Origin of the sequence: Pseudotabrizicola algicola, from assembly GCF_010915705.1 — a bacterium.
GTDB lineage: Bacteria > Pseudomonadota > Alphaproteobacteria > Rhodobacterales > Rhodobacteraceae > Pseudotabrizicola > Pseudotabrizicola algicola.
Genome location: NZ_JAAIKE010000013.1, coordinates 43,234 through 56,381 on the forward strand (window position 1 = coordinate 43,234; position 13,148 = coordinate 56,381).

Sequence of the window (13,148 nt, forward strand, 5' to 3'; positions counted from 1 at the left end):
AACTGTCTAGGGGGCTTTCATTTCTGCATAGTCCCCGGCAGTCCGCAAACTCATAGTCACTGGGGCGTCGGTGCGGTTGCGCCAGAACCAGCCATGATTCCCAGTGAACGCGGCAGTCAGTTCGCCGGCTTGTTCAGGCACGCCGCGCCCGGTGTCGTAGCTGATCTTCTGTCCGCTTCCGTCGCCATGGGTGTCATAGTTCACGACAGCGCCGTTTGCGGTCCATTCGAAGCGTGCGGTCTGGCCTTCCTGCATGACCAGCTTCACCTCGATGCCTTCGCCAGGGGCCAGCGTATAGTTCACCTGGTCACGCCATTCCGACGTGATCGCTTCGGCAACCGCCGCTTCGACGGCTGGCTCAATCGCGGCTGCTTCGGCCGCAGGCACTGGGTTTGCCTCCGTATCTTCGACCGCCGGGGCACTCTCAGGCACAGATTCTGTCGCAACGGGTTCCGGTGCGGGTTGCGGTTCCGGTTCCACGACGACCAGCTCCTCTGCTGGCGCACTTTCGAAGGCGGGCGCGGGAAGGTCGATCGCTGGCGCGCCGATGATAGCCCCAATGGCCAACAATTGCGCTTCCATCCGGTCCAACCGAGCCGTCACGGCGGGGTCAAGTGTGATGACCGGTGCTGCGGCCGCTGCAGCATCGTCGGCCGCCGCTTCGTCGAAGAGCTGCTGCTTGATCTGACCCATTTCAGTCAACCCAAGCATGCCTCCCAGACCAGTCGCGTCAACGCCGTATTCTGCCGGCAGGTAGAAGATCGTCAGGACGGCCAGGGCAGCGGCCCCCGAGATGACGGTCGACCGGATCAGTCCGCCTGACGTCGCCTCGACGCCTCGGACGTGTCCGGCCTGATCGTGCATAGAAGTCTGCGGCCCAGGCGCACGCTCTGCACGAAGAGGAGTTTGTGCTGCACGACCGATATCAAAACGTTGTTGCATTTCAGTTTTCTCCTCTCATGCCATCGCCAGCCCGATGAGCTGGAAGCCCATCAGATAGAAGCCAAGGCCCATCATGATCACGTTCACAGTGTAGGCTTGCCGCCCGAAGGCCGGCATCGCGCGCCAGCGGTTCATAAACACCAGGATTGCTGCAAGGGCGGTCAGCTGACCGATCTCGACTCCCACATTGAAGGCGAGAAGGTTGACCAGCAGGCCATCCGGCGAAATGTCGTAGTCTAGGATTTTCGACGACAGACCAAAGCCGTGCAAGAAGCCGAAAATCAGCGTTGCCGCCTTTGTATTCGGTTGCACTCCGAACCATCGCTGGAACGCGCCTAAGTTATCGAGCGCTTTGTAAACGACCGAAAACCCGATGATTGCGTCGATGATGTAGCTGTTGATCCCGAAGTTGAACCAGACACCGGCAAGCATCGTTGTTGAGTGGCCGATGGCAAACAGGGTGACGTAGATTCCGATTTCCTTCATCCCGTAAAGGAAGAAGATCACGCCAAAGAGGAAGAGTATGTGGTCATATCCTGTTACCATGTGCTTGGCGCCAAGGTAAAGGAACGGGATGATCTGCGGTCCGGTGATTTCCTGAATATAGCCTTTGTCGCCAAGTGTGACGGCGTGGGCGAGTGCCGCTTCTGCCCAAAGAAGCGTTATTGCGATTGTGGCAAGCAGGACCATGACCCTTAACGGGCCGTGATCCGCAAACCACGAGGTTTGCGTCCTATGACTCATGGTTGTTTCCTTGAAGAGGTGTCTCGAAAGGTTGACGCCGCAAACGGCGGCAGGTCAGACGTCGAGACGCGGGGGCCTTCGTGGCCCACCCCGGTCAAGTCCAGATGCGAAAGATGCTTCGATGTACAGGTCGTCGGCCTCTTCGTCCGGGATCGGATGTTCAGCCCGCGGGATCACTGCGAAGCTTTGATGCTCATGGTCCGTTGCATCATGGGAAGCGGACCCGTCGCCACTGAAGTCGTGTGAGTGACCATGAGCGAGATCCTCGGCCGCAGCTGCCACTGCCTCGGCATAGGCACCCGGGCCATGAGTCGTGATTGTGAACAGCGGCGCGATGAGCAAGGCGCAGATAACAGCAACGGACCAGAAAACTCTGGCCCAGACTGGTCTTGTTCCCAATTGCGCACTTTTGCCCGACACGCCTGCTCGCCTATTGACGTTTTTTCCCTCTCCCGAGGTTTCCAAATCCTTACAGCAACATAGACAACGCATCAAGGCGACCGCTGCAAATTGAGCATCTGGGGTCGGTGAAAGCCTCATGGCCTGAAGTCGACCCTTGCAATGTGAGTTGGTCGGCCCTAGTGGTATCCCCTCCAGGGGGATAGGATCATGACGAGCGACGCACACACCCACACCGGTCATCCCGAAATCATCAAGCGCTTGCGCCGCGCCGACGGGCATTTGCGCTCCGTGATCCAGATGCTCGAACAGGATAGACCCTGTCTCGACATCGCCCAGCAGCTTCTCGCTGTAGAGAAAGCCATCGTTCAGGCCAAGAAGGCGCTCATCCACGATCACATCGACCATTGCCTCGATGCGATCGCAGAGCCGTTGGCCAAAGGCGACCGGGCGCAGATCGACGAGTTCAAGTTGATCGCCAAGTACCTGTGAAAGGGACACCACATGAAATCGTTATTGTCTTGGCTCGGATATGGGGACGGCGACCACGTTCTTGGTGGCCACGGACACGGCCATTCCGGGGGGCATGACCATGGGAGCGGGGGGCATGGTCACACGCACGGTGTGATCGACCCGACCATCGCCACCACGAGCCGCGGTATCTGGGCGATAAAATGGTCGTTCGTGCTCCTGGCATTGACCGCGGCGGCACAGATGATCGTGGTCCTAATCTCGGGCTCGGTCGCCCTGCTTGCCGATACGATTCACAATATCGGGGATGCGGTCACCGCGATTCCGCTCTGGATCGCCTTCATGCTGGCGCGCCGCAAGCCTTCGCGCACCTTTACCTACGGCCTGGGCCGGGTCGAGGATCTTGCCGGGCTGTTCATCGTGGCGATCATTCTCTTTTCGGCCATCGTCGCGGGCTACCAATCGATCTTGCGCCTCATTGACCCGCAACCCATCACGCATCTTGGCTGGGTCTTGGCTGCCGGTGTCATCGGGTTTTTCGGCAACGAGGCGGTCGCCATTTTTCGCATCCGCGTAGGGCGCGAAATCAATTCGGCCGCCCTGATCGCCGATGGCTATCATGCCCGCACCGACGGCTTTACCAGCCTCGCCGTCGTTCTGGGAGCCCTCGGTGTCTGGATGGGATTTCCGCTGGCCGATCCGATTGTTGGATTGGTGATCACGGCAGCCATCTTCATGATTGTCTGGCAATCCGCACGGGCCGTGCTGACCCGCATGCTGGATGGCGTTGAGCCGGACATCCTGAACGAAATCGATCACGTCGCCGAGCATGTCGCAGGGGTGCAGCGTGTTCATGCGGTTCAGGCGCGCTGGCTGGGCCACCGGCTGCACGCAGAAATGTCCGTCCAGATCGATGAGACATTGCCCCTGGCTAACGCGTTGCGGATCGTTGATCACATGCGGACGGAACTCTTCGCACATCTGCCGGTCCTGTCGCAGGTCTCGATCCGGATCGAAGCGCCAGCTCATGACAGCACCGGTCATGCTGCCGCGCCGCACCATTCTGACGCACATTCGCACCACCATGCGCCAGAACCGTTCCGGTTCGAAACCGGGCTTGCTGCGGGTCTGGTAGAGATTGTGGATACGCCAGGTGGTGAAAGAATGCGCCTAACGCTGGCGCGGCACGTCGAGGGACTATCGGCAAAGGTGGTGATTGATCGCCCCGATGGCCCGGAAGTTCTGGAGCTTATGCCGAACATGGACAACCACCACAGCTTGACCAGCCATGCCGTGCCTGCCGAGCCACATGAGTTCAACGCAACGCTCGTGTTGACCGCGAGTAACACATCCGAAACCCTTCCGTTCCGCATGGTGGAGCCGGACGGGCATCACCATTGAAAGCCACACATGCTTGGAACATTGAAAAACCCGACCTTTCGCCACCTCTTTGCCGCACAGATCGTGGCGTTGGTGGGCACAGGTCTTGCGACCGTGGCACTTGGTCTTCTGGCTTGGAAGCTCGCAGGTGACAACGCGGGTGCCGTGCTCGGCACCGCCCTGGCCATTAAGATGGTGGCCTATGTCACGCTGGCCCCGGTAGCGGCCGCCATCGCCGAACGCTTGCCGCGCCGGGCCTTTCTGGTGGCACTGGACCTGATCCGCGCGGGCGTCATCGCCTGCCTGCCTTTCGTTGACCAGGTCTGGCAGATTTATGTGCTGATCTTTTTCCTCCAAGCCGCCTCGGCTGGATTCACGCCTGCCTTCCAGGCGGTGATCCCGGATGTCTTGAAGGATGAAGACGACTATACCAACGCTCTTTCGCTGCTACGTCTGGCCGAGGATCTGGAACAACTCGCCTCGCCCATGATCGCGGCGCTTCTCCTGACCGTGGTCAGTTTTCCGGTGCTGTTCGCCGGCACCGTGGTGGGCTTTGTCGCCTCTGCCCTTTTGGTGGTCACAGCGCGCTTGCCGGGTCGGGCGCAAGTCGAACCCGGTCATTTCTGGGCCGATGTGACCAAGGGCATCCGCATCTACACCCGAACGCCGCGCCTGCGCGGTCTGATGGTGATGGAGGCAGCCGTCGCTGCCGCCGGTGCGATGGTCTATGTGAACACCGTGGTTCTGGTGCAGGCCCGGCTGGGTTTGGGCGAGGAATCCGTGGCGCTGGCCTTCGCGGGTTTTGGCGCGGGGTCGATGCTGGCGGCGTTCCTTCTGCCCCGCATCCTTGACCGGCTGGCGGACCGCCCGGTGATGATCGGAGGCGCCGCCCTGATGGTCGCGGGTGTGGCGCTGGTGCCTCTGGTGGGCAGCCTTCCCGTGCTGATCGCGCTTTGGGCGGTTATAGGCTTTGGCTTTTCGCTGACGCAGACGCCCATTGGCCGCATCATCAACCGTTCCGCGCGCGAAGCTGACCGGGGCGCTGTGTTTGCCGCGCAGTTCGCGCTGTCGCATGCCTGTTGGCTGGTGACCTATCCGCTGGCGGGCTGGATCGGCGCAGGGGCGGGGCTGACGGCTGCGGCCCTCGTTCTTGCCGGGATCGGCTCGCTAGGGCTTGTGGCCGTGTTGCGCATCTGGCCGACGCAGGACGCCAGTGAAATGGCGCACGACCACCCGGACCTGCCACCTGATCACCCGCATCTGGCCGAACATGGGCCCCATCACGCTCATACCTTCGTAATCGACGATCTGCACCGCCGCTGGCCACGCGCGGCCTGATCATGATCGAGCTTGGTGGTTTGTTTCTGGCAGCCTTTGCCGCCGCCACGCTGATCCCTGCACAGTCCGAGGGGGTGCTGGTTGCTTTGATCCTTTCAGCGAACCAACCGGTCTGGCTGCTTCTGTTGGTTGCAACTGTCGGCAACGTGCTCGGCTCTGCTGTGAACTGGGCGATGGGTAGGTTTCTTATCCGCTTTGCCGGCCGCCGCTGGTTTCCAGCATCCGTAACGCAGATCGATAAGGCCACAGGCTGGTATGCGCGTTGGGGACATTGGAGCTTGTTGGCCTCGTGGGTTCCCGTGATCGGCGATCCCTTAACCCTTGTCGCGGGCGTGCTGCGCGAACCATTCGGGCGATTCTTGCTGATAGTTGCCTTGGCCAAAGGCGGTCGGTATCTGGCGCTTGCGTGGATCACACACGGCCTAGCAAGCTGACGGGATCAGGACGAAGGTCCAAATCTAGCTGTCAGATCAAAGGAGTCACCACGGAATACCTGCTTGGCAATCGTCAAGGTTTCGTCACCGCGCCACGTCCTCCTCTCTACCAATAGACAGGGCATGCCGATGCTGATCTCAAGGCAGCGGGCCGTCAGCGGATCGGCGGCGATTGCTGCAATCCGATGTTCGGCTTCTGTCCAGGGCACATGTCCCAGCAACCAAGGTCCGGGCGGTTCGGTTCGAAAATCCGCCTCTGCTGCACCGGGCACAGCATCGAGAAAGATGTGCCGGTCCTCGATAAGAACGGGACTGTCATCTGCGTGATGGATAGAGCGGACGAAGCGGCTTTGGCCCAAATGATGTCCTTCGGACCCCAAATGCACGCAGCAGGGCGGGCGCAGTTCATCGAGGACGGCTTGATAGCCATAGCGGGCCCCGCGCGCCTCGATGTTGGCGCGAATGTCTGGGATCGTCAGCACACCTGCGTGCATCTTTGGCCGGGCGACGCTGGTGCCCGCGCGGCGATTGCGGATGATCAGTCCTGTTGCTGCAAGTGAGGCCATCGCCTTGTTCACCGTCATCCGTGAACAGCTATAGCGGGCCATCATTTCCGTTTCCGTCGGAAGACGATCGCCCGGCTTTAACTCGCCAGACAGGATGCGTGCCTCCACCTCGGCCCGAATACGGGCGTGCAAGGTTGCCGGACGTGTATCGGGTGCGTGGTCGTGCATGCGTCAGATCATGGCATGAATGTTTGCGTCGGCAAGGTGGCAGGCCGCAGCTCCACCATGCTGCACGGCCCGAAGGGCAGGCTCCGTTTCGCGGCAGCGTGGTTCGACCACCGGGCAGCGCGTTGAGAACCGACACCCAGGCGGCGGATTGCGCGGGCTGGGTGGGTCGCCCGCCAGCAGGATGCGCGGACGTGTCGCCTCGATCCGCGGATCGGGCGAGGGAACGGCGGATAGAAGCGCCTGACTGTAGGGATGGGCGGGGTCGGCGAAGAGAGCCTTCGCAACCCCTTCCTCGGCGACGCGACCCAGATACATGACGGTAACGGCCGAACAAACCTCGCGGACGATGGCCAGGTCGTGGGCGACGATGACGATGGTCAGGCCAAGCTGTGCCTGGAGCCGGGCGAAGAGGTTGACGATCTGCGCTCGGACGGACACGTCCAGCGCCGACAGTGGCTCGTCGCAGATCAGGACCTGTGGCGATAGCGCCAGCGCCCGGGCAATAGACACGCGCTGCCGCTGCCCACCTGATAGCGAGCGCGGCAAACGGTCCAGAACCGTTGCCGGCAAGGCCACGAGGTCGAGGAGTTCAGCGACACGCGCCCGGCGGGCTTTCGCATCGCCGACGCTGTGGATCTGCAGAGGTTCCTCCAAGGTTTGGCCGACAGTCTGGCGGCGGCTCATGCTGCCGAGCGGGTCCTGGAAGATGAACTGCACGGCGCGAGCAAAGCCCTTGCGGTCGGATCGCGCCCAGTCGGAACGGTCGCGGCCTAGGATCTGCACTTGCCCCTCAGTGGCACTTTGCAGCCCGATCAGCGCGCGTGCGAGCGTGGTCTTGCCGCAACCGCTTTCGCCGACGATGCCGTGGAACGCACCTTGCGCGACGGTCAGATCAACGCCATCGACCGCGCGGACGAGGCCTGCAGCGGTCTGGAAGTGGACCTTGAGGCCCTTGGCGACGATGGCATCAGTCATGGGTCACAATCCCCTCGGCAGCCATGACAACGGGACAGGCGACGCGATGTGGCACCGGGCCTGCGCCCACCTTGACCAGCGGTGGGCGGTGGGTTCGGCACTGGGGCTGGACCAGTTCGCAGCGGTCGGCAAAGCGGCAACCGGGTTCCAGCTGCGCTTGGTTGGGCGGAATGCCGGGGATTTCCTTCGTGCCCGTCGCGTTGTTGCTGCGGAAGTCGGGGACCGAGGCGAGAAGGCCGCGGGTGTACGGATGCACGGGTGCAGTCAGCACGTCGATGGCGCTGCCCTCCTCGGCCACCTGGCCTGCATAAAGCACAGCCACGCGGTCGGCGAGCACCGACACTGCGCCAATGTCATGGGTGATCAGAATCACTGCGATGCCGTCTTCCTTCTGGATCTGGCGGATCAGGGCAAGAATCTGCGCCTGCACCGTGGCATCCAATGCCGTGGTCGGCTCATCTGCGATCAGCACGCGGGGGCGGGCGGCGAGCGCAAGGGCAATCATCGCGCGTTGCAGCATCCCGCCGGACAGTTCGTGCGGGTAGCGATCATAGCGGTCTTCCGGGTCAGGGATGCCGGAACGTGCCAGCAGCGAGACGGCTTCCTTCTTCGCCTCCTCCGCCGACAGTCCTGCAAAGCGGCGGGCCTGCTCGGCCAACTGCGGGCCGATCTTGAGCATCGGGTTCAGGGCTGACATCGGGTCTTGAAAGATCACGCCAAAGAAACCGCCGCGCAGCCGGCTGAGGTCGGTGGGCGACATGGAAAGAATGTCCTTCCCGTCCGCCCGTGCAGTTCCGCGCAGGTCGACTGCAACGCCTTCAGGCAGGAGTCCCAACGGCCCCAGGGTCATCACCGTCTTGCCCGAGCCGCTCTCACCGACAATCGCCAGTGTCTCTCCCGGAGCCACATAAAACCCCGCCCCATCCACGGCGCGGACCGACACTGTCGGTGTGTAAAGGTCGATCACCAGCCCTTCGACCTCGTAGATCGGCCCATTCTGGCTATGCCGGCTCATGCCTCCACCTCTTTCCGGGCAGCTTCTTCGGCAGCGCGGGCGGCCTTCTTGCGGGCAAGGAAGCGTCCTCGCACAGCGCGGGGCACCTTCTGCAGGGCGAAGGCCTCACCCAGCAGGTTGAAGCTGACGACAACGGCGGTCAGCGCCAAGCCCGGTATGATCACCAGCGCCGGGTTCTCTTCGATATAGGACATGCCATCGACCAGCATCTGGCCCCACTCGGGCGTGGGCGGAGCGACGCCAAGACCCAGGAACGAGAGCGTGGCAATTGCCAGCACCAGCGCACCCGCATCGGCGCTGGCATAGACCACAACCAGCCCCAGAACATGCGGCAGGATGTGGCGCGTGAAGATCCAGATATGCGACGCCCCCATCACGCGGGCAGCCTCGATATAGGGCTGCTGAAGTTCGGCTACCACGACCGCACGACTCATGCGGGCGTAGTTCGCCCACCAAGCCAGCGTCAGGGCGACTATCATCTTCCAGTAGTCGCTCATCCAACTGAAATTCTCGCCCGCGAACACGCCCATCAGCGCAAGGGCGATGACCAGCGACGGCAGCGCCAGTGCGATATCGATGACCGAGATCAGCACCAGTTCCGTCTTGCCGCCGACATACCCGGCAAAGGACCCGATCACGACGCCAATCGCCAGCGCCGCCATCAGAACGAAGGCCATCGCCACAAGCGAGGTGCGCGCGCCGCCGATGATGCGGCTGAACATGTCGCGGCCAAGATAGTCGGTGCCCAGCCAGTGCGCGCCGGATGGCCCCTGCAGAAGCGCGCCGTAGTCCTGCGCGGCGGGGTCATGGGTCATGATCCAGGGCGAGAAGATGCCGATCAGGACGAAGATGACTGCGGGGGCAAGGATCGCCCAGGGCCAGTTTTTCATGCTTTTCTCGGTCTCCGCAGACGGGGATCGGCGAGCATCGCTAGAAGGTCGACGAGCAAATTGATCGAGACAAAGAACACCACGAACAGCGTCAGGATCGCCTGCATCCCGATGAAATCCCGAAACCGGATCGCCTCGATGAAGAAGGCGCCGACGCCGTTCAGGCCGAACACCCGCTCGACCACAATCGCGCCGATGATCATCAGCGTGAACTGCGCGCCGAAGGTGGTCATGTAGGGGATAGCGATGTTTGGCAGAGCTTCACGCAGCAAGACCGCGCTGCGGGTCAGGCCCTTGGCAAAACCCGTGGTGGCGAAGGGGCGCGACATGGTGTCTTGCATATTCACGCGCACGACGCGCGCCAACACCGAAGCCGGGAAGAGCGCGATGGTGATCCAGGGCAGCAGCCAGGAGGTCAGGCCGGCTACACCGAAGGTCGGCACCATCCCGAGCCAGACCGAGAACACGATCACCAGCATAGCCGCAAAAAAGAAGTTCGGGGTCGAGGCCCCGACCAGCGCCAACCCGTGCAGCACCCGGTCAACAATGCCGCCGTTCGACGCAGCCCCGGCGATGCCCATCGCCAAGGACAAAACCAGCGCCAGAACCCCACCGCCCGCCAACAGCGCGAGCGTCATCGGAATACGCTCGGCGAATTCCTCGGCCATCGGCTTGCCAGTTCGCAGACTGACTCCGAAATCCCCGGTCAAGGCATCCCCTAGCCAGCGCGCATAGCGCACAGGCAGGGGATCGTTCAGGCCGAGATCATCGGCGATCTTGGCGATCATCTCGCCATCTGCGCCCGCACCCGCTGCCCGTTCAGCGATCAGGGCTGCCACGTTTCCGGGGGCGGCTGTAACCAGCCAAAAGGTCAGCGCCGTCGCCGCCAGCATCAGAAGGAGGGCAAGCCCCACCCGCCGCATGAACATGCGTTGCATCGAAGTCGCCCTCCTTGGGTCAGGTCAACCCAGCGTGATGCCTTTGAACGGCAGGTCATAGTCCGTGGCCGGCAGGGTGAAACCTTTCACCCGCGGGTTCACGGCCCACAGCCGCTGCGTCACCACCAGCGGGCAGGCCGCCGTGTTGTCTCGCAACCAATCGTAGACCGCCTGCATCGCGCCTTCGCGGGCATCACCGCCGGTCTCCAGCGCGGTCGCCACCAGTGCATCCAGATCGGGGTGAACATAGATCTTGCCATCCGGCCCGGTGTCCGACGCGGTTACGAAGGACGCTCCAAGCGAACCATGCGGATCGTAAGGCGCGCCGTAGGTGGCGAAGAAGGTCAGGTCATAGTCGAAGTTCGGGCGACGCTCGTGCATTGTGGCGTTGTCGACCGTCTCGATGTTGGTCTTGACGCCCACCTCCATCAACATGCCCTGGATCATCTCGGCAATGCGGCGAGACCCCGGGAAGGATTCCTCCGAAACGAGGAAAGCGATCTCCAGCGCCGCCCCGTCCTTTGTCCAGCCCGAAGCGTCACCCGTCCAGCCGCCTGCCGTCAGCGCGGCCTGCGCAGCGGCCACATCGCGCGCCGGGACTGGAGTGCGCGCTCCAGCAGTCGGCACCGTGGTCGGGAAGATGTCTGCGGTCGGGTCCGCATAGCCTTCGAATAGAACGGTCGCCACGGCAGCACGGTCAATGCCGAGGAAGATCGCATCACGCACGGCCTTGTCCTGCATCATCGGCGACTTTGGCGAAAAGCCGAGGATCGTCGTCGCCGTGCCCGGCTCGGCCACGATGGTCATGCCTTCGCCCTCCAGCGCCTTGGCGCGGCGCGGCGACAGGGCCGCGACCCAGTCGCCGCCGATCACGTCCAGCTCGCCAGCGCGCAGCGCGTTGGCGCGAGCCAGTTCGTCCGGCACCACTTTCAGTTCCATCCGGCCAAAGGCGGGCTTTTCGCCCCAGTAGGCGTCGTTGCGCACAAGAACCGTCTCGGTAGAGGAGTAGCTCTCCACGATCCACGGCCCAGTGCCAATCGGCTGGCCCGCCGCCGCCTTTGGCGACAGGAAGCGGACCGGGCGCACGATTGTGAGTTCCAAAAGTGCCGCCGGAACTGGACGCTTCAGCTTGACGGTGATCTTGTTCGGCGCGTCGATGGTGATGTTGTCATAGGCATCAGCAATCCCGATCCACGAGAAATCAGCCACTCCCATCCAACGTTTCAGGTTCCATTCGGCTGCAGTTGCATCAAACGGGGTGCCATCCGTGAAGCTGACACCCTCGCGAAGATCAAAGCTGATTGACAACCCATCCTCCGCAATCTTCCAGGCCGTCGCCAGACCCGGCTCCAGCGCGCCGCCGGGGCCATAATGGATCAGCGCGTCGAATACGGCAGAGTAAGAGGAGAGCGTCGAGACGTTCTGCAACAGGTCAAGATCGCCCGTCTCGCCCGCGATGGCGACGCGCAGCGTGTCGGCATGGCCATCGGCAAACGCGATCCGGGGTAGGAAGGTAAGAAAGGACAGCCCTGCCGTTGTGGCAAGGAATGAGCGGCGATCGAGTTTGAGCATGGCTTACCCCTGTTGGTTGGCTTTTGGTGAAGCCTAGCAGGGCGATCAATAATGTATAGATAAAAAAGCTGGGCAAAGTTCATGTGAGCATAGCCAGAGCCAAGGCCGCCAAATAAACCGGCATCAGCCTGTGATTGCCGCGCACTACAGCACGAAAACAACAGTTTCTGATTGCTTGACGACCAAACCAAGGAGAAAGACACCAGTCTGTTCAACAGTGTACGGCACGCCACATCCGAAAGCGACCCTGCCCAGTCACCTCGCGGATGAGACCCCGCGCTTCCATCCATATGAGGTTGCGCTGGACAGCGGCTCGGCTTGCACCCGTCAGCGCTGCGGCCATTGGGGCTGAAACGAAGGTCCACTCGACCAGCACCGCGCGCAGCGCCGGTGGGGTCTTCCCCGAAAGCGGCGCCATCTCGACCTCTGCCCGGGAAGCCCAGGCCTCGATATCGTCCATGTGCCGCATCGCGGTCAGGCATGCCGATTCCATGCCGTCAAGCCACCGCGCCAGACGGTCAGCTGGTGGACCACCCGCTCGTAACCCCGCTGCCCCGCCCATGGCCAGAGGCGCAAAGACTGCCCCCCTCCCTTCGCTGGCGGCAATCCGCGCCGCCGTGACCGCCGCTTCTATCCAGTCGCCATGTTGCCCAAGGCCCGCCAAGTTCCACAGGTGAAAGCCCAAGCAGGCGCGCGTGATCGGGTGCAGATCGTTGGCTTGCAACATGAGATCGAGCCAACCGCCCGCGCGATCTGCGAAGGGCTCAGCCTCATCCGCCAAGTTCTCGGGGTCACGACGGTCGACGAAGGCGGCCAGGTCCACTTCAGGCCTTGGCCCGCCCGTCAGCCGCCGCACCGCCCATCCAGCACGTGCCATCGCGGCAGTGTCGTCTTGAACTCCAGACAGGCGCATGGAAATCCAGAGCGCCAGCCGATCCGACCCGATGCGATCGCCTACGAACCAGCTAAGGTCAGCCGCCTCGATCAAGGCGAGCCTGTGCCGCCAGCCCTCCGGCCCGCGCTTCAGCCGCTCGTCCAGCGCACCGAGACGACCCGCGACGCGGGCGAGCCGTGCTGCGCAGCCCGCCTCGGCCCTCTGCCATCCGTAGAGAACCGCGGTCTCGCGGGGTTCTGCACGTGGCTCGGGCGGCAGATCGACGGGCTCCTCCTCGATCGGACCGGGCAAGAACCACTGTCGCTTTTCCTTCACGATTTCACTGCGTGGTTTTCACATGATTTCCGCAAGGTACCTCCGGAAGTGGCGCGGGTTTCTGCTTTGCGATTTCAATTTCATTATGGACTTCAATAGGTTTTGA

13 protein-coding genes are annotated in these 13,148 nt (G+C 62.5%); 4 read left to right on the top strand and 9 right to left on the bottom strand.

The features are described from left to right. Positions 1-6: 6 nt before the first annotated feature. Together G3572_RS20490 and G3572_RS20495 are read right to left on the bottom strand one after the other, a co-directional pair. Complete coding sequence (locus tag G3572_RS20490) at positions 7-942, bottom strand: hypothetical protein (protein ID WP_205518837.1); 936 nt, start codon at positions 940-942, stop codon at positions 7-9. Between the two features lie 15 nt (positions 943-957). Next, positions 958-1,686, bottom strand: a complete 729-nt coding sequence (locus G3572_RS20495; protein WP_164615353.1) for a HupE/UreJ family protein — start codon at positions 1,684-1,686, stop codon at positions 958-960. A gap of 609 nt (positions 1,687-2,295) precedes the next feature. Here G3572_RS20495 and G3572_RS20500 point away from each other — a divergent pair. From G3572_RS20500 to G3572_RS20515, 4 genes are read left to right on the top strand one after another with little or no spacing between them, the layout of a single operon-like run. Next, the gene (locus tag G3572_RS20500; RefSeq protein WP_008030594.1) at positions 2,296-2,577 is read left to right on the top strand and encodes a metal-sensing transcriptional repressor; all 282 of its coding nucleotides are present in this window, start codon (positions 2,296-2,298) and stop codon (positions 2,575-2,577) included. A 12-nt stretch (positions 2,578-2,589) separates the two neighbouring features. Beyond that, on the top strand, positions 2,590-3,957 hold the full coding sequence (locus tag G3572_RS20505; protein ID WP_164615355.1) for a cation diffusion facilitator family transporter: 1,368 nt from the start codon (positions 2,590-2,592) through the stop codon (positions 3,955-3,957). Between the two features lie 9 nt (positions 3,958-3,966). Then, complete coding sequence (locus tag G3572_RS20510) at positions 3,967-5,274, top strand: MFS transporter (RefSeq protein ID WP_164615356.1); 1,308 nt, start codon at positions 3,967-3,969, stop codon at positions 5,272-5,274. A 2-nt stretch (positions 5,275-5,276) separates the two neighbouring features. Beyond that, positions 5,277-5,708 (top strand): YqaA family protein, encoded by a 432-nt coding sequence (locus G3572_RS20515; protein WP_164615358.1) that lies wholly within the window; start codon positions 5,277-5,279, stop codon positions 5,706-5,708. 5 nt (positions 5,709-5,713) lie between these two features. Here the strand turns inward: G3572_RS20515 and hutC are convergent, their stop codons facing one another. The 7 genes from hutC to G3572_RS20550 form a co-directional block, all read right to left on the bottom strand. Further along, positions 5,714-6,442 carry a histidine utilization transcriptional repressor HutC gene (hutC, locus tag G3572_RS20520; RefSeq protein WP_164615360.1) on the bottom strand — a complete coding sequence of 243 codons (729 nt, stop codon included), beginning with the start codon at positions 6,440-6,442 and terminating at the stop codon, positions 5,714-5,716. A 3-nt stretch (positions 6,443-6,445) separates the two neighbouring features. Beyond that, entirely contained in the window at positions 6,446-7,417 is a 972-nt protein-coding gene (locus tag G3572_RS20525; RefSeq protein ID WP_164615362.1) for an oligopeptide/dipeptide ABC transporter ATP-binding protein, read from the bottom strand. Then, positions 7,410-8,432, bottom strand: coding sequence for an ABC transporter ATP-binding protein (locus tag G3572_RS20530; protein WP_164615364.1), 1,023 nt, complete (start codon positions 8,430-8,432; stop codon positions 7,410-7,412). The genes G3572_RS20525 and G3572_RS20530 overlap by 8 nt, the downstream gene beginning before the upstream one ends. Next, a complete protein-coding gene (locus G3572_RS20535) occupies positions 8,429-9,322 on the bottom strand; it encodes an ABC transporter permease (RefSeq protein ID WP_164615366.1) in 894 nt (297 codons plus the stop codon). The genes G3572_RS20530 and G3572_RS20535 overlap by 4 nt, the downstream gene beginning before the upstream one ends. After that, on the bottom strand, positions 9,319-10,260 hold the full coding sequence (locus tag G3572_RS20540) for an ABC transporter permease (protein ID WP_164615368.1): 942 nt from the start codon (positions 10,258-10,260) through the stop codon (positions 9,319-9,321). The genes G3572_RS20535 and G3572_RS20540 overlap by 4 nt, the downstream gene beginning before the upstream one ends. A 24-nt stretch (positions 10,261-10,284) precedes the next feature. Further along, positions 10,285-11,832 (bottom strand): ABC transporter substrate-binding protein, encoded by a 1,548-nt coding sequence (locus G3572_RS20545; RefSeq protein WP_164615370.1) that lies wholly within the window; start codon positions 11,830-11,832, stop codon positions 10,285-10,287. Between the two features lie 211 nt (positions 11,833-12,043). Beyond that, a complete protein-coding gene (locus G3572_RS20550; RefSeq protein ID WP_354004078.1) occupies positions 12,044-13,042 on the bottom strand; it encodes a hypothetical protein in 999 nt (332 codons plus the stop codon). Positions 13,043-13,148 lie beyond the last annotated feature (106 nt).

Excerpts from the sequence above, each read along its gene's own strand:
- G3572_RS20490 (WP_205518837.1), bottom strand. The coding sequence starts at position 942 with ATGCAACAACGTTTTGATATCGGTCGTGCAGCACAAACTCCTCTTCGT.
- G3572_RS20495 (WP_164615353.1), bottom strand. The coding sequence starts at position 1,686 with ATGAGTCATAGGACGCAAACCTCGTGGTTTGCGGATCACGGCCCGTTA.
- G3572_RS20500 (WP_008030594.1), top strand. The coding sequence starts at position 2,296 with ATGACGAGCGACGCACACACCCACACCGGTCATCCCGAAATCATCAAG.
- G3572_RS20505 (WP_164615355.1), top strand. The coding sequence starts at position 2,590 with ATGAAATCGTTATTGTCTTGGCTCGGATATGGGGACGGCGACCACGTT.
- G3572_RS20510 (WP_164615356.1), top strand. The coding sequence starts at position 3,967 with ATGCTTGGAACATTGAAAAACCCGACCTTTCGCCACCTCTTTGCCGCA.
- G3572_RS20515 (WP_164615358.1), top strand. The coding sequence starts at position 5,277 with ATGATCGAGCTTGGTGGTTTGTTTCTGGCAGCCTTTGCCGCCGCCACG.
- hutC (WP_164615360.1), bottom strand. The coding sequence starts at position 6,442 with ATGCACGACCACGCACCCGATACACGTCCGGCAACCTTGCACGCCCGT.
- G3572_RS20525 (WP_164615362.1), bottom strand. The coding sequence starts at position 7,417 with ATGACTGATGCCATCGTCGCCAAGGGCCTCAAGGTCCACTTCCAGACC.
- G3572_RS20530 (WP_164615364.1), bottom strand. The coding sequence starts at position 8,432 with ATGAGCCGGCATAGCCAGAATGGGCCGATCTACGAGGTCGAAGGGCTG.
- G3572_RS20535 (WP_164615366.1), bottom strand. The coding sequence starts at position 9,322 with ATGAAAAACTGGCCCTGGGCGATCCTTGCCCCCGCAGTCATCTTCGTC.
- G3572_RS20540 (WP_164615368.1), bottom strand. The coding sequence starts at position 10,260 with ATGCAACGCATGTTCATGCGGCGGGTGGGGCTTGCCCTCCTTCTGATG.
- G3572_RS20545 (WP_164615370.1), bottom strand. The coding sequence starts at position 11,832 with ATGCTCAAACTCGATCGCCGCTCATTCCTTGCCACAACGGCAGGGCTG.